We start from the raw sequence: 24,998 nt of genomic DNA on the forward strand, positions 1-24,998 counted from the left end.
GGACGGCCATGCACAAGCAATCCGGCTTCACGCTGATCGAGATGATGGCGGCGATGACGTTGCTGGCGCTGCTGTTGAGCATAGCGCTGCCGTTCTCGGCGCTGGTCAAGCAGCGCGCGGCCGAACGCGAGCTGCGGCAAAGCCTGCACGTCATCCGCAACGCGATCGACGCCTATTACCAGGCCAGCCGCGAGGGCAAGGTCGACAAGCCGCTGGATCGCAGCGGTTATCCGCCGAACCTGGAAGCGCTGGTCAAGGGTGTGCAGAACAAGACGGATCCGAACGGCGGCATGCTGTATTTCCTGCGCCGTTTGCCGTCCGATCCCATGTGCGAGAACTGTGAAAACCGTTCGCCGGCCGACACCTGGGATACGCGCAGCTACGACAGCTCGGCCGAATCGTTCTCGTCGGGACGGGATGTTTTCGACGTGCGTTCAAAAAGTCAACGAAAGGGTCTCAATGGCGTTCCGTACAAAGACTGGTAGGCGCGGTTGCGCCGGCTTTACGCTGATCGAGCTGATGGCGGTCATGGCCATCATCGGCGCGCTGATGGCGCTGGTCGCGCCGTCGTTCTTCAAGAGCAATGACCGCGCCCGCGAAACGGTGCTGCGCCACAACTTGCAGGCCATCCGGCACGCGCTTGACGACTACCGTGCCGACCAGGGCGGCAATCCGGATTCGCTCGACGCGCTGGTCACCGCCAAGTACCTGCGCGAGTTGCCGATGGACCCTGTCACGGGCCGCCGTGACAGCTGGCTGCCGCAGACGGGCGAAGCGCCGGGCGTGAACGACGTCGTGAGCGGCGCGCCGGGCAAAGGCCTGGATGGGCTGGACTATGCGCGCTGGTAAGCAGGCGCGCCCGTCGCGGCAAGCGGGCTTTGGCTACCTGAGTGTGCTGATGCTGGTCCTGGCGGTGGCGACCGGCCTGTCCGCCGTGGCGCAGCCCTGGTCCATGCAGAAGCAGCGCGATGACGAGGCCGAGCTGCTGTTCATCGGCACGCAGTTCCAGCGGGCGCTTGCGTCTTACTACCTGTCCGGCACCGCGCCGGCCTATCCCAAGACGATGGACGCGCTGCTCAAGGATGATCGCGTGTCGTTCACTCGCCGCCATCTGCGCCGCCTGTATGCCGACCCGATAACGGGCGGCACCGAATGGGGCATCGTGAAATCGCCTGATGGGGGAATCATGGGGGTCTACAGCTTGTCAGAACGTCGTCCGATCAAGCAGGACGGGTTTGATGCCGAGCTGGGCGATATGGCGGGAAAGTCCAGCTACCAGGATTGGAAGTTCGTCTTCATGGGAGTCAATCCAAGGCAGTGAGGCGCGCGGGCGGAGGAGGGCCGCAACATCGAGCGCGATTGCTTGACGCGTCGATATTCACGAATTCGCGGGTTCTTGTCACTTCCTGACATTTAGCTTTCCCGATTTTCCTTTGAGAAATTTCTCATTGTTGTGTCATTAGCGGCATGAAATCATTCTTCCGGGGTATCAAATGTGATTGCCGTAATAATAAAAATCTTCGGGAATTGCGCCTAACCAAGATCGAACTCAATGCTTGTCGCCATTCTCGAAGACTCGCCCACTCAGGTCGAGTGGGTCACCAAACTACTGCAAAGCCACGGCCACCAGGTCTTTACCCGTCGCGATGGCGACGGCTTCATCGCACTCTTGCAACAACAAACCGTAGACGTCGTGCTGCTGGACTGGGAAGTGCCTGGCGCCTCCGGCCTGGCCGTGCTCAAGTGGGCGCGCTGCAATCTTGCGGCAACCCTGCCCATCTTGATGCTCACGCAGCGCGACGACGAAGAAAGCATCGTGCAGGCCCTGAACACGGGCGCTGACGACTATCTGCAAAAGCCCGTGCGTGAACGCGAGCTGTTGGCGCGCATGAGCGCTCAGTTGCGCAAGTCGCAGCGCGGCGACGTCAATCCTGGGCAGTTCCAGGTCGGACACTTCGCGTTCAATCTGGATGCCAAGACCCTTACGGTGGATGGCCGCCCGGTCAGCCTGCCGACCCGCGAGTTCGACGTGGCCACGATGCTGTTCAGAAGCCCCGGCCGCATCATCACCAAAGATGCGCTGTGCCAGCATATCTGGGGCACCGTTGACCGCAAATACGACGCCAGCCTGGCGACCTACGTCAGCAACCTGCGCTCGTCGCTGGGCCTGCGCGCGCGCAATGGCTATGTGATCGCCACGGTCTACAACTACGGCTACCGCCTCGAACGCATGTACTGACGCCGGCGGCATTCGCCCCGGCTTGCCTGGCGGTCCGTTCTTGCGCGGCGCCATCCCGTTCCCCCTATCGCCGTGAGCGCCCGCAGGCGCCACCGGTCCGATCCCGCGCTGCACGCGCCGTCGACAACTTCCGAACCTGATAATGAAATTTCTGCTTTGGCCATACGCGCGTCTGGGCGCCAGAAAAAACGATGCGCTGCTGTTCTGCAACCTGGGCATTCTGTTGCTGTGCTTCGCGCTGCCCAGCGACGGACAGCCATTGACGGCCGCGGCGCCCGGCGTGCTGGCCGATTTCGGAATCTTGGCCGGCATGGCGCTGGTCAGCGTGATCGCGGGCCAGACGAAAGTGCAGTTTCGCGCGTTGGCGTGGTTGATCGGCTTTTGGCTGCTGGCGGCGTTCGTCGTGGTGACGGCGCGGCGTTGGGCGCCCATGGTGGCGCCGGTGGTCGGGCTGGCGCTGGCGTATGTCTGCGTACTCAGGTGGCGCATGGTTGCCGGGCGCGGCATGCGCCGTGAACGCGTGCTGCCTCGTCCCGCCGCGCCGGATGCGCAGACGGATGGCGCCCGCGACAAGGAAGTGATGCTGCAAATGATGCACGACTTGCGCAGCCCCTTGTCATCGATTCTGGTCCTGGTTGAAAAGCAGGGCGTGCAAGGCAATGACCCGCAGCAGGCCGCATTTGTGCAATCGGTCCGCGATCTGACGCAGTACAGCTTGACCGTCGCGCAAGATTTTCTGCATCTGTCGCGCGCCGAGCGCCTGGATAAATCGAAGTTTCTGCCGATCTCGCTGGTGGACATCGCGGAGGAAGCCGCCGACCAGTCGCTGCTGCTGGCCGAGCGCAAGGGCATCGAGATCGATGTGCGCGAATGCGGCGAAAGAATGTGGGTGGCGGGCGACTACTGCATGTTGCAACGCGCCGTCATGAACCTGTTGGACAACGCCATCAAATACTCGGCCTCGTCCACTCGGGTCACGGTGTGTGTGAAGCGCCAGGGCGATAGCGCCCGCATCAGCGTGATCGACCAGGGTATCGGCATCGACCAGGCCGTGATGCCCAAGCTTTGCGAAGCGTTTTTCCAGGTCGATCCGGGCAGCGCGAGCGGACGCGATGGGGTCGGTATGGGGCTGGCGCTGGTGGCTACGGTAGCGCAGGCGCATGGCGGAAAACTGGCGGTAAGTTCTCGTCCGGGTGAAGGAAGCGAGTTTTCACTCATATTTCCTTTGATGCCGCTTCCGGGTACGGATAAAAAACGCAAGAAGCCCCGGTCCGGTTATCGGGCGGGCCTTAAAGCCGCCTCATGAAATAGCGCCCTCGTGGCGCTTTTTTTTCGTTGAAACCGCCTTATTCAGCGCTGGATTTTTCACAGCGGCGACAACGCAACACCTGCCTTTAATACTGTATTGATAAAGGTTTTGCCGCTGCAAGCCGCTTGGAATAATGGCGTCGCTTCACGAGTTCCGGCGCGGGTTCGGTTCATGCGAATGCAAAAAACAATCCACTGATAAAAGGATATTTGATGATTAAAAATCCCTTGCGCGGCGCGGCCGGAAAGATGGCTTTGCCTCTTGCGGCATTGACCCAGGCTGTCTTGCTGACCATGGCGCCTTCTACCGCAACGGCTCACGGTTCGATGGTCGATCCTCCGAGCCGCGAATACGCTTGCCGTAACCTCGATTCGCCTTGGGCCGACCCCAAGCACGACGGCTGCGGCATCATCAAGGACTTCGTCGGAAGCTGGCAATCGAACGCCATCCTGGGCGTGCGCAGCAACCACAAGGAATTCATCCGCGACGGTCTGCTTTGCGCAGGCGGCAAGGAAGGCTGGAAGGAACTCGACGCCAACCACCAGTGGCCCTCCTCCGTGGTCACGCCTGACGCGAATGGCAATGTGCAGTTCAAGTACCTGCAGACCGCCTCGCATAAGAGCTCGTACTTCAAGACCTACATCACCAAGGACAGCTACGATCCCAAGCGCGGCCTGCGTTGGGACGACCTGGAGCTGATCGGCGAGACCGGCGCTCTGCCGTCGCCGGGCGACAACACCATCACCCCGCTGGACGTCAAGATCCCGGCTCACTTCACCGGCAAGCGCGTCATTTACAGCGTGTGGCAGCGTGATCCGGCCGAGAACCCCGAAGGCTTCTACGCGTGCTCGAACGTGGAAGTGATGCCCGCCAACGTGCAGTGGCAAGCCAGCGGCGCGTTGCAAGGCAGCCAGGTCAGCACGGGTTCGACGATGACCCTGCGCGTGTTCGACCAGCGTAAGCATGGCGACCTGGAAAGCCATTCGATCGTTGTGAAGGCTGGCCAGGAACAGGCTGCTCAGTGGATTTACGCGCTGGCCAAGGAAGTGAACAACAAGTCTTCCGTGATCCGCGTTGGCAAGCTGGAAGCCAACGGCCAGGTGGCCCCGCAGCAAAGCGACTCCGCCAACCAGGTCTATGGCCTGAACAAGAAGGTCGGTTTCGCAATTGACCAGAAGGTTCCCGTGCCGGTGGATCCCCCGCCCGTCGTGGTGAACCCGCCCAAGGCCGAACTGACCGGCCCGGCGTCGGCCAAGGCTGGCGAGCGCGTCTCGCTGTCGGCCCAGGGTTCGAACAACGGTGGCGGCACGCTGAAGTATCAGTGGACCGCTCCGGCTGGCATCACCGCTTCGGCGCTGAACCAGGCTAGCCTGAGCTTCACGGCTCCGGCGCTGGCTCAAGACAAGTCCTACTCGTTCACCGTCAAGGTCACGAACGAAAAGGGCTCGTCCAACGCTACGCACTCGGTCCTGGTGAAGAAGCAGGAACAAACCGGCGGCGGCTCTGACGGTGGCAACACTGGCGGCGACAACGGTGGCAACACTGGTGGCGACAACGGCGGCAACACCGGCGGCGACAACGGTGGCAGCACCGGCCAGTACCCGGCGTACAAGGAAGGTTCGACCTACGCAGCTGGTGAGCGTGTGACCAACGGCGGCAAAGTCTACGAGTGCAAGATCTGGCCGTTCACGGCATGGTGCAGCCACTCGCCCGCCTACTACGCGCCTGGCAAGGGCATGGCTTGGCAACAAGCTTGGGATCTCGTGAAGTAAATCCCATCGTAAGAAAAACAGTCTGTTGATCAGATGCAGGAAACGCCGCCACGCCTGGCGTGGCGGCTCAAGCAGTCTCCCTTTTTGCCCGCACGAAAGTGCGGGTTTTTTTTTATTTTCTTTGTCGATAAACAGTGTGGGAAAACTGCTTTAAGAAATCATTCAGCAACTTTGATCGCTATGCGCCAAGCACTGAGAATGAATTCACCATGCGCTGCGGTTTGCGATGGCGGGTGGTTTGTTCAACTAATTGTGAAGTGGTTATATCAATGGCTAAATTCAAAGTAACTCTATTGGGCGGTCTCGTGCTGGCGGCCGTGTCCGGCTCGGTGCTGGCGCACGGCACCATGTCGCATCCCAAGGCGCGTATTCTGCACTGCCACGCCGGTAGCCAGAGCGAAGGCTGCAAGGCGTTCAGCGCGCAAGGCGGCAGCGTTTATGACTGGCGCGAAGTCTGGCAGAAGCCGGGCGGCGAAAACACCGTGGCCACCACGCCGGGCGATCGCCTGTGCGACGGCGGCACGAAGCCCTCGCATCGCGGCCTGAACGCGCTGGCCCAGTGGCCCGTCACGACGCTCAAGCCCGACGCTAACGGCAAGGTCACGCTGAAGTGGAACCACACGGTGGCCCATCGCACGAAGTCGCTGCAGTTCTACATCACGAAGATGCCGTACGACTCGACCAAGCCGGTGCAATTCTCCGACTTCGAAAAGTTCTGCGAAGTGCGTGACTTCACGCCGGCTTCGGCAGGCGAAGGCCGCGAGCAGGAATACAGCTGCACGCTGCCGGCTGGCAAGACGGGCCGTCACCTCATCATGAGCGTGTGGAACACCAACCACGTGGGCGACGGCGTCACCTCGGGCGAATCGTATCGCGCGTGCGGCGACGTGAACATCGAAGGCTCCACCAACGTGATCCAGCCGTCCGACATCGGCGCGCTGTACTCCATCGGTGAAACGAATGCGGGCGACTCGCTGATCTGGCGTCTGGCCGATCCGAAGCGCAACGGCGAATACCTTGAGCAGTTGCGCGTGCCGCTGGACGAGAACGCTGCGCAGGGCGAGCGTTGGACCCAGGCTCTGGGCAACGCCGTCAACGGCATGTCGCAACGCGTACGCGTGGGCCAACTGGGCGCTGACGGCAAGACCGTGACCCCGGTGGTGGGCGTGGACAAGTCGCACGTCTACTCGATGGACGGCAGCAAGTACCACTTCGTGATCACCAAGGAAGCCGCCGTGGTGACGCCGGATCCCGTGATCATTCCGCCGAAGTCCATCGTCTCTGGTCCGATCGCCGCGCAAGCAGGTCAGAACGTGACGCTGTCGGGCTCGGGTTCGACCGGTACCGACCTGAAGTTCTCGTGGACTGTGCCGGCCGGCATCAGCGCCTCGGTGAAGGATCAGCCGACGCTGAATTTCGCGGCGCCCACGCTGACGAAGGACCAGAAGTACTCGTTCACGCTGACCACGCGCAACGACAAGGGCAGCTCGGACGCGACCCACGTGGTCACCGTCAAGGGCAAGCCGGATGTCGGCGTTGAAGACGGCGGCAACGGCGGCAACGGTGGTAATGGCGATGCGCCGCCCGCCTACAAGCCGGGCACTGCCTACAAGGAGCTGGAGCGCGTGACGAACCTGGGCAAGGTCTACGAGTGCAAGGCATGGCCCTACACCAACTGGTGCGGTCAGTCGCCCTTCCATTACGAGCCCGGCAAGGGCATGTACTGGAACCAGGCATGGACGCTGGTGAAGTAACGCGCCGCTGATGACGTGGGCCTGGGGCGCATTTGCCCAGGTCCACGTTTCAAGGCAGCCCTCCTCTGCGGTATCGGGAGGAGGGCGTTTGCTTTTTTGCGTTGCGGATAGACGCCGCAACGGCAACCTCAGAGTTGACATGAAAAACAAAACACAATTATCGATATTGGCGATGATGATCGGCGCGGCCTTGGCCTCGCCCGCCCTGGCGGCGCAGACCGAGGAACCTCGGCCTGTCTTCATCCGGCTCAAGGCCGAAGCGCCAAGTCCGACGCAGCGCATGGCGCCGTCGCCGGAAGTGGCGAAGTCGATGGACGCGCTGACGCGCCTGGCCAATGGCATGCGGCCCCTGGTGACGATATCGCCGATGGCGCGCAACATGGAAGACATCGCTGCGCTCGAACGCCATAACCTGACCCGCTACTACAAGATCTCGGCCGAGATGATGCGCGGCCGCGACGCGCAGGCGCTGGTCAAGCAGCTGCTTGAGAACCCGCTTGTGGAAAGCGTGCAGATTGAGCCCAAGCCCGTGTCCCTGCTGGAAGGTGCGGAGAGCGAACCGTTGCTGGAGATTACCCGTTCCTCCGGCATACGCGACTACACCAACTGCACAGGTGGTCTGGCCGTCGACTGCCAGAACTACATGACCTCGCCCACGCCCAACTACTGGAAGCTGGGCGGCGTCAATGCGTTCGAAGCGCAGCGTCTGACGGGCCACTATGGCGCGAACGTCAGGGTTGTGTCCAACGAGATCGGGCATTGGGATTTCGATCACATCGATCTGCCCAAGCCCTTCTTGCACCATGGCGAATATGTAGAAGCGCCCGATGCGCATGACACGATGACGGCGGGCATCATGTTCGGGCAGAACAACGGCTTTGGCGTGACGGGCATCGTGCCCGAGGCGCAAGCCGGCTACACCAAGTTCAGCGCCTCCGGCATGGTGGACCTGCGCAACGTGCTCAATGCCGGCGACGTGGTGCAAATTGGCGTGCAGTACGGACTCAGCGGTAGCTGCGGCGGGTGGACCGCCGATTGCCTGTTGCCGGTGGAATATTCGGATGTCGTGTTTGACGCCATCTCGTATCTGACGCAGGAAAAGGGCGTGCACGTGGTGCTGGCGGCCGCCAACGGCGGGGTCAATCTGGACGATCCCTATCACGGTGGCCGCTATGACCGCACAAAGCGGGACTCGGGCGCCATCTATGTGGGTTCAGCCAACGCCAACTCGGGCGCGCGCCGCCCTTCATCGGAATTCGGCAGCCGCGTCGATACGTTCAGCTGGGGCAGCAACGTGACGACCACGACCTGGGCGCCTGGACGTCACAACCTGTACAGCACCACGTACAACGCTACGTCGGCAGCCAACCCGATCATCGCGGGCAGCGTGGCTTGGCTGCAAAGCCTGGCGCGCGAGCGCGGCCTGGGCAATATTCCGCCCAAGGTTATGCGGCAGATCCTGGTCGATAGCGGCAACCCCTTGCCAGTCGTCGATCCGGCGCGCCCCATCGGCGTGCAGCCGGATCTGGTGCGCGCGGCCGAACTGCTGGGCGGCGATGCGTCGGTCGTGCAGGGCCCGCAGGCTCACGTCTCGGGCGCCGCGACCGCGAACGCAGGCGAGACCGTTGCGTTGTCGGCCGCCGATTCCAAGGGCAAGGACCTGTCCTACGCCTGGAGCAGCCAGCCGACGCTGAAGTTCGTCGAGCAGGGCGACAAGGCCTCGTTCGTCGCGCCCGAAAGCGCGAAGGACGTTGCCTACCGCATCACGCTGACCGTCAAGGACGCGCAGGGCCGCAGCGCCACCGCGCATCACGGCGTGCTGGTCAAGGCCAAGGCTGCTGGCGTGTGCGCCAACGCCCCGGCCTGGGATGCCCGCAAGACCTACAACGTGCATAACGAGGCCGTGTCGTACAACGGCAAGCTGTATCGCCAGAACTACTGGAACGTGGATGCTCCGCCAGACAGGAACTCGGCCCAATACGGCAAGCCGTGGAAGCTGCCCGAGGAATGCGCGCAAGAGCCGGCGCCGGTTGCGCCTCCGGTTGCGCGGATCAGCGGACCTGCCGAAGTGATGGCCTTGCAGGCGGCCACCTTGTCGGCTACCGGTTCGACGGGCCAAGGGCTGAAGTACGCGTGGTCGAACGATGATGGCGTTGCGCTGCAAGTCAACGGTTCGACGGCGACGTTCTACGGACCGCCGCTGGCCCAGGACCGCAACTTCTCGTTCAAGCTGACGGTCACTGACGAGCGCGGCCGCACGGCGACGGCGACTCACGTTGTGAAGGTCAAGGCCAAGGAGCAGCCCGTCGAGGTGATTGCGCCGCAGGCCAAGCTGAGCGGACCGGCGACGGTCAAGAGCGGCGAGCGCGTTGTCCTGTCGGGCAAGGCGTCCACCGGAACGGACCTGCGCTATCGCTGGGCCGTGCCGAGCGGTATCTCCGCTGGCGCGCTGGACCAGGCCGACATCAGCTTTGTCGCACCCGTCAGCGCCACGGACAAGCCCTACCGATTCACGTTGACGGTCAGCAATTCGCGCGGCGAAGCGCAGGCCAGCCACACCGTGACCGTGACGGCGCAGCAAACGGGCGGCGGCTATCCGCAGTACCAGGCTGGCACGATCTACCGTGCAGGCGACAAGGTGATGAACGGCGGCAAGACGTTCGAGTGCAAGAACTTCCCGTACGCCGGCTGGTGCAGCCAGTCCCCCGCGCACTATGCGCCGGGTACCGGTTCGCATTGGCGCGATGCGTGGATTGCGCGTTAACTGAAGCGCGTTCGGGGCTTGCGCATCAGGCCCTGAGCGTATGACGTGCTGCGGCCCCCGCCCGATCTGGGTGGGGGCCGCTTTTTTTTGTGAGGCGTGCGCCGGGCGGCGTTATTCGCGCATCTCAGTCGAGCAGTTCCGTCGCGCACCTTAGTCGAGCTTTTCAGTCGCGCATGTCGGTGATGACGCGGTACGCGCGCAAATGGCCGTGAGGGTCAACCTGGCACAACATGACGTCATGGTCTTGGCAGGCGAGCGTCGCGGCGCTGGCCAACGCGGCGTTCATGCCGCCCAGATCCAGGCCCAGAGCGGCGTCCTGGTCGGCGTCATGCCTGATTTTTGCCAGGATGTGCTGGAGGTGGCGATAGGACTGATGGACGTCTTCCGAATCAGGCATCAGATGGCCTTGCACGCGCACTTGTCCCGGCACGGACGAGGCGGGCAGCGCGGCGAGTTCGGCGGTGTCCCGGCAGAGTGCGTGAAAGGTTCGAGTGATGCCTGGATCCGTGGACGCGTCAGGCAAGAGGAAAGGATGATGGCTTGTCACGCGTCCGATCAATTGAGTCGGAGCCGTCGAGGCGGCGACAGGGCGATAGCGATGGCGGCGCTTGAAATGATGCACGGCCAGCGCCGACGAAGCGAACGCCATGGCCAGTCCGGCCAGGAGCGGGATCAGCCAGATCATCAGGCTGGGGTGGTCCGAGAACGGGTGTTGATAGTCTTGGACCGTGCGGGGGTACAGGTACCGCAGCAAGGGCTTGAACATCAGCCCTTCATTCAGGGCGTCGGTGACCCAACTGATCAGCACGACCGACCCGAGTGTGTAGGTAGCGGTTTTCAGGCGGTGGATGAACACCGCGCGCGTGAATGCCATGGCCAGCTCTCTCCGCAACGCGCAGCCGCGACATGCGGCCGCGATCAAACGCAAGAGCAAAGCACTTGTGCTGGCAGGAAGCAATCAGATGAGTCTGGTATTGGAGCGGGAAGGGCGGTGATAGGCAGCGCATGGCCACAAAACGCCAAGACGCCAAAACCAAAAAGGGCCCGGACAATGATGTCGGGCCCTTTTGGGTGATTGCAGCATGATGGGACGGTGCACATCAGACGCTGCAAATCAAAATTTGGAGCGGGAGACGAGTCTCGAACTCGCGACCTCAACCTTGGCAAGGTTGCGCTCTACCAACTGAGCTACTCCCGCATGGGTTCCGTTCGTTGCCGGTCAGAACCTGTTTCTTATTCACTCTGATCAACTTGGTTATCGATCAGAAGGCGCGCATCTTACATGATTTTTTCGAGCTTGTCATCAGCCTGAGTTTTTTGCATTTTCGCCGTAAGGCTTTTCGGCCTGTCTCTGTAAAGAGCGGCTGTTGAAAGCGCGGTGAACTCAAACCAAAACACTCAATCAAGTAATATGAGCGAAGACAGAAACTATAGCATAACCCGTAGCACCCATGTCAAATCCTTCTGCTATCGATGCGGCGCCAGCCGCGTTGACTCCCGTTGTCCAGGACCTGAGCCGGCTCAATACGCTGCGATTGGCATCCTGCGCTGAAGCCTTCGTGTCGCTGGATGACGTCGCGCAGTTGCCGGCGTTGACGGCGCTGGCCCAAGACGCGCAGCGTCTGCTGGTGTTGGGGGGCGGCAGCAATCTGGTGTTGCCCCAGCGGGTTCCTGGCCTGGTGGCCAAGGTTGGGTTCAAGGGCGTACGCCTGTTGCAGGCCACACCGCAGGCCTGGCTGGTCGAGGCGGCGGGTGGAGAAAACTGGCACGGCTTTGTCGAGCACTGCGTCGCCCAGGGATGGGACGGGTTGGAAAACTTGGCGTTGATCCCGGGCACTGTGGGGGCCGCGCCGGTGCAGAACATCGGCGCCTACGGCGTGGAGTTCGATGCGCGCTTCCATAGCCTGACGGCGTGGGATGTGCAGGCCGGCCGGTATGTGGAAATGGGTCCGTCCGATTGCCGCTTCTCGTATCGCGACAGCGTGTTCAAGCACGATGCCCCGGGGCGGTGGATCATCGTTTCCGTGCGCTTTGCCTTGCCGCGACCCTGGCGGCCGGTGCTGGGCTACCCGGACCTGCAACGCCATGAGCGGCTTGCGCACGGCGCACCCAGCGCGCGGGACATTTTCGACGCGGTCTGCGATATCCGCCGCGCGAAGCTGCCGGACCCCGCCGTGACTGGCAATGCGGGCAGCTTTTTCAAGAACCCCATCGTGTCGGCCGACGTGCGTGACGACCTGGCCGCGCGCTTCCCGGGCCTGGTTTCGTATGCGCAGCCGGACGGCAGCTACAAGCTGGCGGCCGGTTGGCTGATCGATCAATGCGGCTGGAAGGGGCAGGGCCTGGGCGCGGCTGGCGTGCACGACCGGCAGGCGCTGGTGCTGGTCAATCGCGGCGGCGCCACGGCGGCCGACATCATGGCCCTGGCAGGCGCGATTCAAGCATCGGTGCAGGCGCGCTATGGGGTGCGGCTGGAGCCCGAGCCGGTGGTGGTGTAGGCCGTCGGTTCGACGCATGAAAAAAGGATCCCGAGGGATCCTTTTTTGTTGGGCGACGCGCCGCGCTTACAGCCCCAGCACCGATTGCATGTCGTACAGGCCGTTGTGCTTGTCTTCCAGGAAACGCGCGGCGCGCAGTGCGCCTTCCGCGTAGGTGGCCCGGCTGCCGGAACGGTGCGTGATCTCGATGCGTTCGCCGATGCCGCAGAACGACACGGTGTGGTCGCCCACGATGTCGCCGCCGCGCAGGACCGAAAAGCCGATGGTGCCCGGCTTGCGCACGCCGGTGTCGCCGTGGCGGCTCCAGGTGGCGACGTCAGGCAAGGCGACGTCCCAGGCGGAAGCGATGGTCTCGCCCATCTTCAAGGCCGTGCCCGAAGGCGCATCGACCTTGTTGCGATGGTGGGCTTCGAAGACTTCGACGTCGTAGCCCGAATTCAGGATGCGGGCAGCCATGTCCAGCAGCTTGAGCGTGGCGTTCACGCCCACGCTCATGTTGGGGGCGAACACAATGCCGATTTTCTGCGCGGCCACTTCGATGGCGGCGCGGCCATTGTCGTCAAAGCCGGTCGTGCCGATGACGGCGCGCGTGCCGTGCTTGACGCAGGCGTGCAGGTGTTCAAGCGTGCCTTCGGGCCGCGTGAAGTCGATGAGGCAGTCGGCGTTGGCCAGTGCGTCCAGGTCGTCGGTGATGAGAACGCCGGTCTGCTGGCCCAAGGGCGCGCCCGCGTCCTGGCCCAAGGCCGTGGAGCCTTTGCGGTCCAGCGCTACGGCCAGTTGCAGGTCGGTGGACTTGAGGATGGCGTCGATCAGCATCTGGCCCATACGGCCGCTGGCGCCGGCAATAGCAATACGCATGAAAAAAAATCCTTGGGGTTACCGAAGCGGCTCGGGCGTGATGCCGGGTTGGCCGGGGTACTGGTTCAGCGGGCTGACGGGAGCGGCGGCGTCACGCTTTTGCAGCTCGTCCTCTTGCTTGATCCGTTCCATGTCCTGGTCCAGGCGCGCATCGGCCTTTTCGTCGGCCACGCTGCTGGGCGTGTTCAGCTGGTAGGGTTGCAGGTCGGGCTGCTTGTCGCCTTCCCAGCGGGTCAGGCGGTCGTTTTCGAACCAGACGGTGAATTTGCGTTCACGGGCCTCGCCGTAGCCGGGCTTGTAATAGTAGGGGTAGTCCCAGCGGTTGGCGTGCAGCACGCTGGTCAGCGTGGGGCTGCCGAGCGCGAAGCGCACTTGCTCGCGGGTCATGCCGGGCTGTAGCAGTGCGACCTGTTCCTGGGTGATCCAGTTGCCCTGCTGGACGCCGGCCTTGTAGGGGAAGCCCCACTTGTCCCCCGAGCAGCCGGCAAGGGCGATGGCCAGGGCGGCGACGGCCAGTCCGGTCTTGAGCGAGCGGGAGGGAATTCGTGCAATCATGGACACTACGCGCCCCTATTATTTGGAAGCAGACAAAACCGTTATCATAAAGGTTTCATAAGGATAGTTCCGCGAGGCGGCATGAAATCAGGTGAGCCGGATCGCGGTATACCCTTGAACTTGCCCATGCCTACGCGGACGGAGAGCGATTACACCATGAGCGACCAAAGCGAACTGAAGAACATGGGTTTGAAGGCGACGTTTCCGCGCCTGAAAATTCTTGATATTTTCCGCAAATCCGACTTGCGCCACTTGAGCGCCGAAGACGTCTACCGTGCCCTTATCGGTGAAAACGTCGAAATCGGCCTGGCGACCGTCTATCGCGTACTGACGCAGTTTGAGCAGGCCGGCATCCTGGCCCGTAGCCAGTTCGATAGCGGCAAGGCCGTGTTCGAGCTGAACGACGGCGACCACCACGATCACCTGATCTGCACCAATTGCGGCACCGTCGTCGAATTTTCGGATCCGGAAATCGAAAAGCGCCAGCAGAAGATCGCCAAGGACAACGGTTTCGCGCTGGAAAGCCACGCGATGGTGTTGTACGGCGTGTGCAGCAGCTGCATGAAGGGCCGCTGATCCGTTAGCGCCCCCTCCCACGGTCCGTGGCCGCGCTCACTGCGGGCCAGTGAGATCAAAAGCCCCTTCTTTTGGAAGGGGCTTTTTTTCGTCTTGCGGCAGCAGGGGGGGGCGTAATTCAGCCAGCGGGTTGGCCGAAGCCTTCCAGCATTTCGCGAGCGTGTTCGCGCGTGGTGGCGGTCAGTTTGATGCCGCCCAGCATGCGGGCGATTTCCTCGACGCGGGCCGGGGCGTCCAGCTCTTCGATGCTGGAGCGCGTGGTGCCGCGAGTCTCGGTCTTGCTGACCAGGAACTGGTTGTTCGCGCACGCGGCCACCTGCGGCAAGTGCGTTACGCACAGCACTTGGTGGCGTTCGCCCAATTCGCGCAGCAGCTTGCCCACGGCTTCGGCCACCGCACCGCCGACGCCGCTGTCGACTTCATCGAAAATCAGCGTGGGCACGCGAGCCGCGCGGCTGGCGATGACGGACAAGGCCAGCGAAATTCGCGACAGCTCGCCACCCGAGGCCACCTTGGCCAGCGGGCGCGGCGTGGTGCCGGCGTGGCCGGCCACCAGGAATTCCACCTGCTCGTTGCCGTGCGCGGAGGGTGCTGCGGCGGCAAGCGTCGGTTCGAACTTGCCGCCTTGCATGGCCAGCGTCTGCATCGCTTGGGTGACCTGCTTGCCCAGATCCTTGGCGATCTTGCGGCGGGCCGTAGTCAGCTTGGCGGCGGCTGCGTCGTATTGCGATTGCGCGGCAAGCGATTGGGCGCGCAGCGCATCGATGTCGCCCGCCGCTTGCAGGGCGGCCAGCTCGGCATGCAGCGAATCGCGCAGTTCGCATAGCGCGTCGGGTTCGACACGGAATTTGCGTGCGGTTTCAAACACCAGGCCCAGACGCGCTTCGACGTCGGCCAGCCGTTTGGGATCGAGGTCCACGCGGCTGACGTAGTTGTTCAGGTCGGACACGGCTTCGCTGATGGCGATACGCGCCGATTCCAGCTCGTCGACCACCCCTTTCAAGCCGGGGTCGTGCCGCAGCATCTGGGACAGTCGGTGATTGGCGGCCGTGATGCGGTGGTGCGCGGAATCGCCGTCGCCGTCCAGCGCTTCAAGAATCTGCGAGGCACCGTCCAGCAGCGACTGCGAGTGCGACAGCCGCGTGTGCTCGGATTGCAGCGATTCCCACTCGTCGGGCCCCAGGGCCAACTGGTCCAGTTCGTCTACCTGCCATTGCAGGCGGTCGCGTTCATTGGCCAGGCTGGCCGCGTCTTTTTCGGCGGCTTCAAGTTGACGCGCCAGCGCGCGCCATTGTTTCCACGCCTGGCCCACCGTCTGGCGCAGATCGCCATGGCCGCCGTGCGCGTCAAGAAGATCGCGTTGGGCGTCGGGCCGCATCAGGCTTTGATGGGCGTGTTGGCCGTGGATGTCCACCAGGCTGTCGCCCAGCTCGCGCAATTGGCCTACTGTTGCCGGCGTGCCGTTGATGTAGGCCCGGCTGCGGCCCTGGGCGTCGATGACGCGGCGCAGTGACAGTTCGTCTTCGGCGTCGATCTCGCGCTCGGCCAGCCAGGCGTGCAGCGACTTGGGGGTGTCGAACACGGCGGTGATATCGGCGCGCGGCGCGCCTTCGCGCAGCATGGACGCGTCGCCACGTTCGCCCAGCGCAAGCGCCAAGGCGTCCACCAGGATGGATTTGCCGGCACCGGTTTCGCCGGAGAAGACAGTGAAGCCGGGGCCGAAATGAATTTCGGTCTGCTCGACGATGACGAAGTCGCGGATATGCAGGGTGCGCAGCATGTCGGGGCGCTTACTACTCTACGTTGTCGGTGGCCTGGGGCATCAGATTCCAATGCAGCTTGCGGCGCAGGGTGGAAAAGAAGCTGTAGCCCTCGGGGTGCACGAAGCGGATGGTGTATGGCGCGCGCTGCACGACGATACGGTCGCCCGGTTGCAGGTCGGACCATGTCTGCATGTCGAAATGCACGCTGGCGCCCACTTCCACACGGCCCATCGCGGTAAGCGTCATGTTCAGCACGCCGGTATCGGGAATGACGATCGGGCGATTCGACAGCGTCTGCGGCGCGACGGGCACCAGCACCATGGCGTTCATGCCCGGGTGCAGGATGGGGCCGTTGGCGGACAGCGCATACGCGGTCGAGCCGGTGGGCGTGGCGATGATCAGGCCGTCGGCGCGCTGCGTGTACATGAACGCGCCGTCCAGCTCGACGCGGACTTCGATCATGCCGCCGCGCCCGGCGCGGTTCAGCACGACGTCGTTGAGCGCCGACGCGGAATACATTTTCTGGTCGCCGCGCCACACGCTGCCTTCGAGCAGCATGCGTTCTTCGATCTGGAAGCTGCCTTCCAGCACGCGCGCCAGCGCGCCGTGCGCGTCTTGCAGAGGAATGTCGGTGATGAAGCCCAGGCGCCCGTGGTTGATGCCGACCAGCGGCACGCCATAGGGCGCCAGATGCCGACCCGCGCCCAGCACGGTGCCGTCGCCGCCCATGACGACGGCCAGCGACGCGTTCTGGCCGATCTCTTCAAGGGTCGCAATGGGGTATTCGGTCAGGCCGGTGTTGCGCGCGGTGTCTGCATCGATGAGCACGTGCCTGCCCGCTTGCGTCAGCGCGTGCGCAAGGGCTCTCAGCGGTGTGTCCAGGCCGGTGTCCTGGTATCTGCCGATCAGGGCGACGGTAGGAAAGTGCATGGATGCGGGCGTATCAAAAGGGCAAAGGCGATGGCCAAAACCTGCCCGGAATGGGCCGATTAGCCGATTATATGGGGCCGCATATCTGCTTGCGGGACAAAAATCGCCTTTATCCTAAAAGATTCCTTAAAATGCCCGCTATGGATGACCGCGCACGCGCACTACTGAAAGCGTTGATAGAACGCTACATCGCTGATGGCCAGCCCGTCGGCTCGCGGACGCTATCGAAAGTCTTCGACTTGTCCCCCGCCACCATCCGCAACGTCATGGCGGATCTGGAAGAGCTGGGGCTGATCCATAGCCCGCACACCTCCGCCGGCCGCGTTCCGACGCCGCGGGGCTATCGCATGTTCGTCGATTCCCTGCTGGCCGTGCAGTCCTATCAGCTACAGCCGCACAACATGGGCGAAATGCTGTCGGCCGCCGAGCCCACGCGCGCCGTCAACGCCGCCGCCGCGCTGCTGTCGAACCTGACGCAATTTGCGGGCGTGGTGCTGACGCCCAAGCGGGCGCAGGTGTTCCGGCAGATCGAATTCATCCGGCTGTCCGACAAGCGCGTGCTGCTCATCATCGTCACGCCGGATGGCGATGTGCAGAACCGTATCCTCTTCGTGCAGCGCGATTACGCCGAAGCCGAATTGCTGGAAGCCGGCAATTTCTTCAACATGCACTTCGCGGGCAAATCGTTCAATGCGGTGCGCCAAACCCTGTCCACCGAACTGGCCCAGCTGCGCGAAGACATCTCGCGGTTGATGCAGGCAGCGGTCGAAGCCAGCGCCGAAGCCGCCGAAGATGGCGACGCCATGGTCATTTCGGGCGAACGCAAGCTGCTGGACGTGACCGATATCGCGTCCGACATGGACCGCCTGCGCAAGATGTTTTCCCTGTTCGAGAAAAAGACCGACCTGCTGCAACTGTTGGACGTGTCCAGCCGCGCGCAAGGCGTCCAGATCTACATCGGCGGCGATTCGCAATTGGTGCCCATGGAAGAAGTCTCCGTCATCACCGCGCCCTATGGCGTGGACGGCAAGGTGGTCGGCACCCTCGGGGTGATCGGCCCGACCCGCATGGCCTACGAACGCGTGATTCCCATCGTGGACATCACGGCGCGCCTGCTGTCCAACGCACTCAGCCACAATCAGTAGTTCCATTCAAAGCTGCATCCTCCTCGCGGAGGAAGGGGAGTTTTTGTGTTTCTTCGCCTGTTCAAGTATTTGTGGCCTGAACGCTACCTGCCGGAAATCGAGCAGGACGACCCCTTCAACGAAGACCCGCCGGCCCGCACGCCCGGCAAGGTTGGCGTGTTGCTGGTCAACCTGGGTACGCCGGATACGCCGGACAAGCAGGGCATACGCAAATACCTGGGCGAATTCCTGTCCGATCCGCGCGTCATCGAAATTCCGCGTTATCTCTGGAAGCCCATCCTGCATGGACTGGTGCTGACACTGCGGCCCAAGAAGCTTGCGCCGCGCTACGCGGGTGTCTGGCTCAAAGAGGGATCGCCCCTGATGGTCTACAGCCAGCGCCAGGCCGACGGCGTGCGCGCCGCGCTGGAGGCTGCCGGCATCGACGCCGTGGTGGAACTGGGCATGCGCTATGGCAACCCGTCGATCCCGGACGCCATCACGCGCTTGCGGGCGGCCGGCTGCGAACGCATCCTGACCGTACCCCTGTATCCGCAGTACGCGGCCAGCACCACGGCCACCGTCGTCGACGCAGTGACCCGCCATGCCGCCCGCCTGCGAGATCAGCCCGAACTGCGCTTTACCAAGCGGTTTCACGAAGACCCGGCCTGGCTGGATCCCCTGGCCGCTCGTATCGAGGCGTTCTGGCGCGAGCACGGCAAGCCGCAAAAGCTGGTCATGAGCTTTCACGGGCTGCCGCGTTATTCCATCGAACTGGGCGATCCGTACTACCGCGATTGCATGGAGTCAGCGCGCTTGTTGTCCCAGCGGCTGTCCCTGCCGCGCGAGCAGATCGAAGTCACCTTCCAAAGCCGTTTTGGCACCGCCCGCTGGCTGGAGCCGTATACCGAGCCCACGCTCAAGGCCCTTGCCGCCTCGGGCGTCACTGAGGTGGATGTGGTGTGTCCGGGATTTGTGGCAGACTGTCTAGAAACCCTGGAAGAGATCAGCCTGGAATGCCGGGACGCCTTTATCGAGGCGGGCGGCAAGCAGTTTCGTTACATCCCGGCGCTGAACGATGATCCCGCATGGATCGCCGGTTTGGCCACCCTGGTGGAACGCAACTTGCAGGGCTGGCCCTTGCAGGTCCAGCCCCCTACGGACTTGAAGGAGAAGGCGCATGCACCATGATCCCAAGAGCGGCAAGAATGTGAAAAAGGGGACGGTTGTCACCCCGGTGGACGAGGATCAGGTCGAACACGATCTGGACGAAGCGCTGGCAGACACCTTCCCGGCCAGTGATCCCATCGCCATCCGGCCCGAGCCGGAAGACGATGACGCGCATGTGGACCATGCGCTCAAGGAAAGCTTTCCGGCCAGCGACCCGGTCGCCCCGGCGCAGCCGCACAAAAAGTAGCGCGGGCAGGCCGCCGTACGTAGCGGTCAGTCCCGTCCAGGCCCGGGCGGGCGCCGTCAGGGAATATTTCGCTTTCCCGGGCTTGAAATAGGGGTATTGGCCCCCATTCATGTCTGCGAAAGCCATTCTTTTTGGAGGATTCCCCATGACGGCACCCCACGAGCCTGTAGATAAGACGCCCGAAGCCGGCCAGAACGCCGACACGGCACCCGCTGCCCAGGACGCCGCTCAGGCCGAGCTGAACGAGTTGCGCGCCCAGTTGGACGCCGCCCAAGCTACCGTCAATGAGCAGCACGACCAGCTTCTGCGTGTCCACGCAGAAGCCGAAAACGTGCGCCGCCGCGCCCAGGAAGAAGTGTCCAAGGCGCGCAAGTTCGGCATCGAGTCGTTCGCCGAAAGCCTGGTTCCGGTCAAGGACAGCCTTGAGGCCGCCCTGGCGCAACCCGACCAGACCGTCCAGACCCTGCGCGAAGGCGTGGAAGTCACGTTGAAGCAGTTGTCCGCCGCGTTCGAGCGCAACATGCTCAAGGACATCGCACCGGCTCAGGGCGACAAGTTCGACCCGCACCTGCATCAGGCAATTTCGTCGATTCCCCACGAGCAGCCCGCCAATACGGTCGTGCAGCTGCTGCAAAAGGGCTATGCCATTGCCGATCGCACGTTGCGTCCGGCGCTGGTAGTCGTATCGGCTGGCCAAGGCTGAACTGCCGGCCAGGCGTCATGACCGACCCCCGCTTCGATCCGGCAGCCGTCTTCCAGGTGTTTGGCATGCGTCATGTCGACACCGAGGGATTCGACGCCGCCGTGGTCCAGGCGCCGGGCGAAGATCTGCGCTGTGTATTTTTGTGGGGACAGGATTGCTATAACTGCAATCTTTTCAAGCAGGCAGCGCTGCTGCACCAGGAAACGTTGCTGAACCTGGGCCTGACGTGGTTCGAGGCCGACGTTTACGCCGACGAACCCCTGGGCCGGCGCTTTTCGCTGCATGGTGTCCCCACTTTTGTGCTGTATCGGGCCGGCAAACGGCTCGGTCGTATCACCGGTTGGCCCGGATTGCCCCAGTTCACGGCGGCAATCCTGCGGTTGCAAGACCCGAATGCGGAAAATTCCAGCAAGGCGTCTTGAAAACCCTGCGAGTAGCCCCAGTTATGTGGGGACAAGAAGTTTCCCTCTATTTTCATAGATCAATTCAAGGTAACCCACCATGAGCAAGATTATTGGCATTGACCTGGGCACGACCAACAGCTGCGTAGCTGTCATGGACGGCGGGCAGGTCAAAATCATTGAAAACGCGGAAGGCGCTCGTACCACTCCCTCGATCGTCGCCTACATGGACGACGGCGAGACCCTGGTTGGCGCCCCCGCCAAGCGTCAGGCCGTCACCAACCCGCGCAACACCCTGTACGCGGTGAAGCGCCTGATCGGCCGCAAGTTCGAAGAAAAGGCGGTTCAAAAGGACATCAACCTGATGCCCTATTCCATCGTCCGCGCCGACAACGGCGACGCCTGGGTTGAAGTGCGCGGCAAGAAGATGGCGCCTCCCCAAGTGTCGGCCGACGTGCTGCGCAAGATGAAGAAGACCGCCGAAGACTATCTGGGCGAAGAAGTGACCGAGGCCGTCATCACGGTGCCCGCCTACTTCAACGACAGCCAGCGCCAGGCCACCAAGGACGCTGGCCGCATCGCCGGTCTGGAAGTCAAGCGCATCATCAACGAGCCCACCGCGGCGGCGTTGGCGTTCGGCCTGGACAAGACCGAAAAGGGCGACCGCAAGATCGCCGTCTATGACTTGGGTGGCGGCACGTTCGACGTGTCCATCATCGAAATCGCAGACGTCGACGGCGAAAAGCAGTTTGAAGTGCTGTCGACCAACGGCGACACCTTCCTGGGCGGCGAAGACTTCGACCAACGCATCATTGACTACATCATCTCCGAGTTCAAGAAAGAACAAGGCGTTGATCTGTCCAAGGATGTGCTGGCGCTGCAACGCCTGAAGGAAGCGGCTGAAAAGGCCAAGATCGAACTGTCCTCGGCCCAGCAGACCGAAATCAACCTGCCGTACATCACGGCGGATGCCTCGGGTCCGAAGCACTTGAACCTGAAGATCACGCGCGCCAAGCTGGAAGCGCTGGTCGAAGAACTGATCGAACGCACGATCGAACCCTGCCGCGTCGCCATCAAGGACGCCGGCGTGAAGGTTTCCGACATCGATGACGTGATCCTGGTCGGCGGCATGACCCGCATGCCCAAGGTTCAGGAAAAGGTGAAGGAATTCTTCGGCAAGGATCCGCGCAAGGACGTGAACCCTGATGAAGCCGTCGCCGCTGGCGCCGCCATTCAAGGTTCCGTGCTGTCGGGCGACCGCAAGGACGTGCTGCTGCTGGACGTGACGCCTCTGTCGCTGGGTATCGAAACCCTGGGCGGCGTGATGACGAAGATGATCCAGAAGAACACGACGATCCCGACCCGGTTCTCGCAGACCTTCTCGACCGCTGACGACAATCAGCCGGCCGTGACGATCAAGGTGTTCCAGGGCGAGCGCGAAATTGCCGCAGGCAACAAGGCGCTGGGCGAGTTCAACCTTGAAGGGATCCCGCCGTCGCCGCGTGGCATGCCGCAGATCGAAGTCACGTTCGACATCGACGCCAACGGCATCCTGCACGTGTCCGCCAAGGACAAGGGCACCGGCAAGGAAAACAAGATCACCATCAAGGCCAACTCGGGTCTGTCGGAAGACGAGATCCAGCGCATGGTCAAGGATGCCGAGGCCAACGCCGAGGAAGATCACCGCGTTGCCGAGCTGGCGCAGTCGCGTAACCAGGCCGACGCGTTGGTGCACGCCACCCGCAAGTCGTTGACCGAGTACGGCGACAAGCTCGAAGCTTCCGAAAAGGAAAGCATCGAAGCCGCCATCAAGGACCTGGAAGACACGCTGAAGGAAGGCGACAAGGCCGCGATCGACGCCAAGGTGGAAGCCCTGTCGACCGCATCGCAGAAGCTGGGCGAGAAGATGTACGCCGACATGCAGGCGCAACAAGCCGCCGGCCAGCAGCAAGCGGCCGATAACGCGAAGCCGGTGGACGACAACGTCGTCGACGCCGACTTCAAGGAAGTCAAGCGCGACCAATAATGGCCGGGCGCTGACCAGCCTCTGCCGCCCGGTAGCCGGAGAAATCCGCCTACCGGGCGAACTCATTCTGTAGCACTGAAAAGATGGCTCTTTGTCGAGCCCACGGATCATGGCAAAACGCGACTATTACGAAGTTCTGGGCGTAGCAAAAAACGCCTCGGACGACGAACTCAAGAAGGCCTATCGAAAGCTGGCCATGAAGTACCACCCGGACCGCAATCCGGACAGCAAAGAAGCCGAAGAGAAGTTCAAGGAAGCCAAGGAAGCCTACGAGGTCCTGGGCGATGAACAAAAGCGCGCCGCGTATGACCGCTACGGCCATGCGGGCGTGGACCCCAATTCCGCCGGCATGGGCGGGGCGGGGATGGGCGGAGGCTTTGCCGACGCCTTCGGCGACATTTTTGGCGAGATCTTCGGCGGTGGCGGTGGCGGTGGCCGTCGCGGCGGCCCGCAGGTGTATCGCGGTGCTGACCTGAAGTACGCGCTGGAAATCACCTTGGAACAGGCTGCCGCCGGTTTCGACACCGAGATCCGCGTTCCCAGCTGGGAAAACTGCGATACCTGCCACGGCTCTGGCGCCAAGGTGGGCACTTCGCCCAAGACCTGCCGCACCTGCGGCGGCTCGGGCGCCGTGCGTATGCAGCAGGGCTTTTTCAGCGTCCAGCAGACCTGCCCCACCTGCCACGGCAACGGCAAGGAAATCACCGATCCCTGCCCGTCTTGCGATGGCGTGGGCCGTATCCGCCGCAACAAGACCTTGCAGGTCAAGATTCCGGCCGGTATCGATGACGGCATGCGCATCCGCTCCAGCGGCAATGGCGAGCCGGGCATCAATGGCGGGCCCCCGGGCGACCTGTATGTGGAAATCCACATCAAGCAGCACAAGATCTTCCAGCGCGACGGCGACGACCTGCACTGCGAACTGACCATTCCGTTCACCACCGCGGCACTGGGGGGTGAATTGCAGGTGCCCACGCTGGGCGGCAAGGCCGAGATCTCGATTCCCGAAGGCACGCAATCCGGCAAGACCTTCCGCTTGCGCGGCAAGGGCATTCGAGGCGTGCGTGGCAGCTATCCGGGCGACCTGTACTGCCACGTCGTGGTGGAAACGCCGGTGCGCTTGAGCGAGGATCAAAAGAGCATCCTGCGCCAGTTCGAGACCTCGCTGAACGACGGTGGCGATCGTCACTCGCCACAAAGCAAGTCCTGGACGGATCGCGTGAAGGAATTCTTCAGCTGATCAGAGTCCCTGGGACGCAAAAAGCCGCGATGTGAATCGCGGCTTTTTCTTTGGGGCGGGAATTTGGTTCGTGTCGGGGGCGGGGCGGTGTTGCGGCCTGCTTGCCGACGTAAAAAGGCCGCGGCAGAACTTGCCGCGGCCTTACTGCTAGTACTGCGTACTGCAACTGCTGGTACTTCGACTGCTGGGTACTGCAACTGCTGGTACTTCGACTGCTGGGTACTGCAACTGCTGGGTACTGCAACTGCTGATACATCGACTGCTCGGTACATCGACTGCTCGGTACATCAACTGCTCGGTACATCAACTGCGAGGTACTGCAACTACAGGTACTGCTACGACTGCGGTTGCCGCTGTGCCGGAAAAAACCGGTCCCAGGCCATGATGCCGCCCGGGACCGGCCGGGCTACAGCAAGCAGCTCACCGGGTGATCGGCGGGTATTCGAGCTCGCCGAACGTGTACTGACCGCTGGCCTTGGCTTGCGCCAGTTCCTGCTGGACTTGGGCGCGGGACTTCGCGCTGGCCTGCGTCGCGATGACGGGCGGATATTGCAGCTCGCCAAAGGTGTATTCGCCGCTGATCTTGGCTTGTTGCAGCTGGGCGCGCACTTCGTCCGAGCTCAGGCTGGCGGCCTGGGGCTGGGCGGGCGGGTAGTCCAGTTCGCCGAACGTGTATTGGCCGCTTGCCTTGGCTTGCTGCAATTCAGTCACGACCTGGTCGCGGGTCTTGGCTTGTTCCAGGCCGGCAGCTTGGGCGCCTGCGCCGACAAGCGCCAGGGATAGCAACAGGGTGGTGGTCAGGGTTTTCATGATTGGTATCTCCGAGTCATCTTGGATGGGGACGAATCCGGCGGCCCTCCGTCGTGGTTCGTTATTTGTTCCCGATGACTGAATTCTGCGCCCTATCCCACCTGGGATAAACCCTTGCTTCTTGAAAACATCTTTCCAAATATCCGAGTAATAGTCGTGATACGTGAAAATCTCCCCGTTTATGGCATGGTTATGGCCATTCTTCCCCATACGTACCGGCGCCTGCACTAAGGATGGTGCAAAAAAAAGCCCCTGCCAG

23 protein-coding genes and 1 tRNA gene are annotated in these 24,998 nt (G+C 62.7%); 17 read left to right on the forward strand and 7 right to left on the reverse strand.

Annotated elements, in window-relative coordinates:
* Positions 1-8: 8 nt before the first annotated feature.
* The 8 genes from API01S_RS08695 (at position 9) to API01S_RS08730 (ending at position 9,838) form a co-directional block, all read left to right on the forward strand.
* Complete coding sequence (locus API01S_RS08695; RefSeq protein WP_006217768.1) at positions 9-485, forward strand: type II secretion system protein; 477 nt, start codon at positions 9-11, stop codon at positions 483-485.
* Positions 460-849, forward strand: a complete 390-nt coding sequence (locus API01S_RS08700; protein ID WP_006217770.1) for a type II secretion system protein — start codon at positions 460-462, stop codon at positions 847-849. The genes API01S_RS08695 and API01S_RS08700 overlap by 26 nt, the downstream gene beginning before the upstream one ends.
* The gene (locus API01S_RS08705; RefSeq protein ID WP_050727983.1) at positions 836-1,321 is read left to right on the forward strand and encodes a type II secretion system protein; all 486 of its coding nucleotides are present in this window, start codon (positions 836-838) and stop codon (positions 1,319-1,321) included. Before API01S_RS08700 ends, API01S_RS08705 begins: the two co-directional genes overlap by 14 nt.
* Before the next feature lie 231 nt (positions 1,322-1,552).
* Positions 1,553-2,239 carry a response regulator transcription factor gene (locus API01S_RS08710; RefSeq protein ID WP_006217772.1) on the forward strand — a complete coding sequence of 229 codons (687 nt, stop codon included), beginning with the start codon at positions 1,553-1,555 and terminating at the stop codon, positions 2,237-2,239.
* A gap of 142 nt (positions 2,240-2,381) precedes the next feature.
* A complete protein-coding gene (locus API01S_RS08715) occupies positions 2,382-3,545 on the forward strand; it encodes a sensor histidine kinase (RefSeq protein WP_061304145.1) in 1,164 nt (387 codons plus the stop codon).
* 251 nt (positions 3,546-3,796) lie between these two features.
* A complete protein-coding gene (locus API01S_RS08720; protein ID WP_167351699.1) occupies positions 3,797-5,320 on the forward strand; it encodes a lytic polysaccharide monooxygenase in 1,524 nt (507 codons plus the stop codon).
* Positions 5,321-5,589: 269 nt separating this feature from the next.
* A complete protein-coding gene (locus API01S_RS08725; protein WP_167351700.1) occupies positions 5,590-7,074 on the forward strand; it encodes a lytic polysaccharide monooxygenase in 1,485 nt (494 codons plus the stop codon).
* A gap of 139 nt (positions 7,075-7,213) precedes the next feature.
* Entirely contained in the window at positions 7,214-9,838 is a 2,625-nt protein-coding gene (locus API01S_RS08730) for a PKD domain-containing protein (RefSeq protein ID WP_167351701.1), read from the forward strand.
* A 163-nt stretch (positions 9,839-10,001) separates the two neighbouring features.
* On the opposite strand, the gene API01S_RS08735 is transcribed toward API01S_RS08730, so the two are convergent.
* Both API01S_RS08735 and API01S_RS08740 read right to left on the reverse strand, forming a co-directional pair.
* Entirely contained in the window at positions 10,002-10,712 is a 711-nt protein-coding gene (locus API01S_RS08735; protein ID WP_061304154.1) for a hypothetical protein, read from the reverse strand.
* Between the two features lie 248 nt (positions 10,713-10,960).
* Positions 10,961-11,036: transfer RNA gene (locus API01S_RS08740), tRNA-Gly, on the reverse strand.
* A gap of 253 nt (positions 11,037-11,289) precedes the next feature.
* Between API01S_RS08740 and murB the strand changes: the two genes are divergently transcribed.
* Positions 11,290-12,336 carry a UDP-N-acetylmuramate dehydrogenase gene (gene murB, locus API01S_RS08745; RefSeq protein ID WP_061304156.1) on the forward strand — a complete coding sequence of 349 codons (1,047 nt, stop codon included), beginning with the start codon at positions 11,290-11,292 and terminating at the stop codon, positions 12,334-12,336.
* A gap of 66 nt (positions 12,337-12,402) precedes the next feature.
* Here the strand turns inward: murB and dapB are convergent, their stop codons facing one another.
* Together dapB and API01S_RS08755 are read right to left on the reverse strand one after the other, a co-directional pair.
* On the reverse strand, positions 12,403-13,194 hold the full coding sequence (gene dapB, locus API01S_RS08750) for a 4-hydroxy-tetrahydrodipicolinate reductase (RefSeq protein WP_006217781.1): 792 nt from the start codon (positions 13,192-13,194) through the stop codon (positions 12,403-12,405).
* Positions 13,195-13,212: 18 nt separating this feature from the next.
* Positions 13,213-13,749 carry an outer membrane protein assembly factor BamE gene (locus API01S_RS08755; protein WP_006217783.1) on the reverse strand — a complete coding sequence of 179 codons (537 nt, stop codon included), beginning with the start codon at positions 13,747-13,749 and terminating at the stop codon, positions 13,213-13,215.
* Positions 13,750-13,905: 156 nt separating this feature from the next.
* On the opposite strand from API01S_RS08755, the gene fur reads away from it, so the two are divergent.
* Positions 13,906-14,325 (forward strand): ferric iron uptake transcriptional regulator, encoded by a 420-nt coding sequence (gene fur / locus API01S_RS08760; protein WP_039883903.1) that lies wholly within the window; start codon positions 13,906-13,908, stop codon positions 14,323-14,325.
* 118 nt (positions 14,326-14,443) lie between these two features.
* On the opposite strand, the gene recN is transcribed toward fur, so the two are convergent.
* Together recN and API01S_RS08770 are read right to left on the reverse strand one after the other, a co-directional pair.
* Positions 14,444-16,105, reverse strand: coding sequence for a DNA repair protein RecN (gene recN, locus API01S_RS08765; protein WP_061304158.1), 1,662 nt, complete (start codon positions 16,103-16,105; stop codon positions 14,444-14,446).
* A gap of 13 nt (positions 16,106-16,118) precedes the next feature.
* Positions 16,119-17,018, reverse strand: coding sequence for an NAD kinase (locus API01S_RS08770; RefSeq protein ID WP_050727974.1), 900 nt, complete (start codon positions 17,016-17,018; stop codon positions 16,119-16,121).
* Between the two features lie 140 nt (positions 17,019-17,158).
* Here API01S_RS08770 and hrcA point away from each other — a divergent pair, with 140 nt between their 5' ends.
* From hrcA to dnaJ, 7 genes are all read left to right on the forward strand, one after another.
* Complete coding sequence (hrcA, locus tag API01S_RS08775; RefSeq protein ID WP_039882837.1) at positions 17,159-18,163, forward strand: heat-inducible transcriptional repressor HrcA; 1,005 nt, start codon at positions 17,159-17,161, stop codon at positions 18,161-18,163.
* A gap of 45 nt (positions 18,164-18,208) precedes the next feature.
* Positions 18,209-19,333, forward strand: a complete 1,125-nt coding sequence (gene hemH / locus API01S_RS08780; RefSeq protein ID WP_006217791.1) for a ferrochelatase — start codon at positions 18,209-18,211, stop codon at positions 19,331-19,333.
* Positions 19,323-19,559, forward strand: coding sequence for a hypothetical protein (locus tag API01S_RS08785; RefSeq protein WP_050727973.1), 237 nt, complete (start codon positions 19,323-19,325; stop codon positions 19,557-19,559). The genes hemH and API01S_RS08785 overlap by 11 nt, the downstream gene beginning before the upstream one ends.
* Positions 19,560-19,704: 145 nt before the next feature.
* Positions 19,705-20,262 (forward strand): nucleotide exchange factor GrpE, encoded by a 558-nt coding sequence (gene grpE, locus API01S_RS08790; protein WP_006217793.1) that lies wholly within the window; start codon positions 19,705-19,707, stop codon positions 20,260-20,262.
* Positions 20,263-20,279: 17 nt separating this feature from the next.
* Complete coding sequence (locus tag API01S_RS08795) at positions 20,280-20,684, forward strand: thioredoxin family protein (protein WP_050727971.1); 405 nt, start codon at positions 20,280-20,282, stop codon at positions 20,682-20,684.
* A 79-nt stretch (positions 20,685-20,763) separates the two neighbouring features.
* A complete protein-coding gene (gene dnaK / locus API01S_RS08800) occupies positions 20,764-22,689 on the forward strand; it encodes a molecular chaperone DnaK (RefSeq protein ID WP_006217795.1) in 1,926 nt (641 codons plus the stop codon).
* A 109-nt stretch (positions 22,690-22,798) separates the two neighbouring features.
* On the forward strand, positions 22,799-23,929 hold the full coding sequence (gene dnaJ, locus API01S_RS08805) for a molecular chaperone DnaJ (RefSeq protein WP_006217796.1): 1,131 nt from the start codon (positions 22,799-22,801) through the stop codon (positions 23,927-23,929).
* 420 nt (positions 23,930-24,349) lie between these two features.
* Here dnaJ and API01S_RS08810 read toward each other — a convergent pair whose 3' ends face one another.
* Positions 24,350-24,739 carry a DUF4148 domain-containing protein gene (locus tag API01S_RS08810; protein WP_050727970.1) on the reverse strand — a complete coding sequence of 130 codons (390 nt, stop codon included), beginning with the start codon at positions 24,737-24,739 and terminating at the stop codon, positions 24,350-24,352.
* Positions 24,740-24,998 lie beyond the last annotated feature (259 nt).

This window comes from Achromobacter piechaudii NBRC 102461 (assembly GCF_001571245.1).
GTDB lineage: Bacteria > Pseudomonadota > Gammaproteobacteria > Burkholderiales > Burkholderiaceae_B > Achromobacter > Achromobacter piechaudii.

What these genes read in the sequence shown, in the direction of transcription:
- API01S_RS08695 (WP_006217768.1), top strand. Translation starts at nt 9, where the DNA reads ATGCACAAGCAATCCGGCTTCACGCTGATCGAGATGATGGCGGCGATG.
- API01S_RS08700 (WP_006217770.1), top strand. Translation starts at nt 460, where the DNA reads ATGGCGTTCCGTACAAAGACTGGTAGGCGCGGTTGCGCCGGCTTTACG.
- API01S_RS08705 (WP_050727983.1), top strand. Translation starts at nt 836, where the DNA reads ATGCGCGCTGGTAAGCAGGCGCGCCCGTCGCGGCAAGCGGGCTTTGGC.
- API01S_RS08710 (WP_006217772.1), top strand. Translation starts at nt 1,553, where the DNA reads ATGCTTGTCGCCATTCTCGAAGACTCGCCCACTCAGGTCGAGTGGGTC.
- API01S_RS08715 (WP_061304145.1), top strand. Translation starts at nt 2,382, where the DNA reads ATGAAATTTCTGCTTTGGCCATACGCGCGTCTGGGCGCCAGAAAAAAC.
- API01S_RS08720 (WP_167351699.1), top strand. Translation starts at nt 3,797, where the DNA reads ATGGCTTTGCCTCTTGCGGCATTGACCCAGGCTGTCTTGCTGACCATG.
- API01S_RS08725 (WP_167351700.1), top strand. Translation starts at nt 5,590, where the DNA reads ATGGCTAAATTCAAAGTAACTCTATTGGGCGGTCTCGTGCTGGCGGCC.
- API01S_RS08730 (WP_167351701.1), top strand. Translation starts at nt 7,214, where the DNA reads ATGAAAAACAAAACACAATTATCGATATTGGCGATGATGATCGGCGCG.
- API01S_RS08735 (WP_061304154.1), bottom strand. Translation starts at nt 10,712, where the DNA reads ATGGCATTCACGCGCGCGGTGTTCATCCACCGCCTGAAAACCGCTACC.
- murB (WP_061304156.1), top strand. Translation starts at nt 11,290, where the DNA reads ATGTCAAATCCTTCTGCTATCGATGCGGCGCCAGCCGCGTTGACTCCC.
- dapB (WP_006217781.1), bottom strand. Translation starts at nt 13,194, where the DNA reads ATGCGTATTGCTATTGCCGGCGCCAGCGGCCGTATGGGCCAGATGCTG.
- API01S_RS08755 (WP_006217783.1), bottom strand. Translation starts at nt 13,749, where the DNA reads ATGATTGCACGAATTCCCTCCCGCTCGCTCAAGACCGGACTGGCCGTC.
- fur (WP_039883903.1), top strand. Translation starts at nt 13,906, where the DNA reads ATGAGCGACCAAAGCGAACTGAAGAACATGGGTTTGAAGGCGACGTTT.
- recN (WP_061304158.1), bottom strand. Translation starts at nt 16,105, where the DNA reads ATGCTGCGCACCCTGCATATCCGCGACTTCGTCATCGTCGAGCAGACC.
- API01S_RS08770 (WP_050727974.1), bottom strand. Translation starts at nt 17,018, where the DNA reads ATGCACTTTCCTACCGTCGCCCTGATCGGCAGATACCAGGACACCGGC.
- hrcA (WP_039882837.1), top strand. Translation starts at nt 17,159, where the DNA reads ATGGATGACCGCGCACGCGCACTACTGAAAGCGTTGATAGAACGCTAC.
- API01S_RS08785 (WP_050727973.1), top strand. Translation starts at nt 19,323, where the DNA reads ATGCACCATGATCCCAAGAGCGGCAAGAATGTGAAAAAGGGGACGGTT.
- grpE (WP_006217793.1), top strand. Translation starts at nt 19,705, where the DNA reads ATGACGGCACCCCACGAGCCTGTAGATAAGACGCCCGAAGCCGGCCAG.
- API01S_RS08795 (WP_050727971.1), top strand. Translation starts at nt 20,280, where the DNA reads ATGACCGACCCCCGCTTCGATCCGGCAGCCGTCTTCCAGGTGTTTGGC.
- dnaK (WP_006217795.1), top strand. Translation starts at nt 20,764, where the DNA reads ATGAGCAAGATTATTGGCATTGACCTGGGCACGACCAACAGCTGCGTA.
- dnaJ (WP_006217796.1), top strand. Translation starts at nt 22,799, where the DNA reads ATGGCAAAACGCGACTATTACGAAGTTCTGGGCGTAGCAAAAAACGCC.
- API01S_RS08810 (WP_050727970.1), bottom strand. Translation starts at nt 24,739, where the DNA reads ATGAAAACCCTGACCACCACCCTGTTGCTATCCCTGGCGCTTGTCGGC.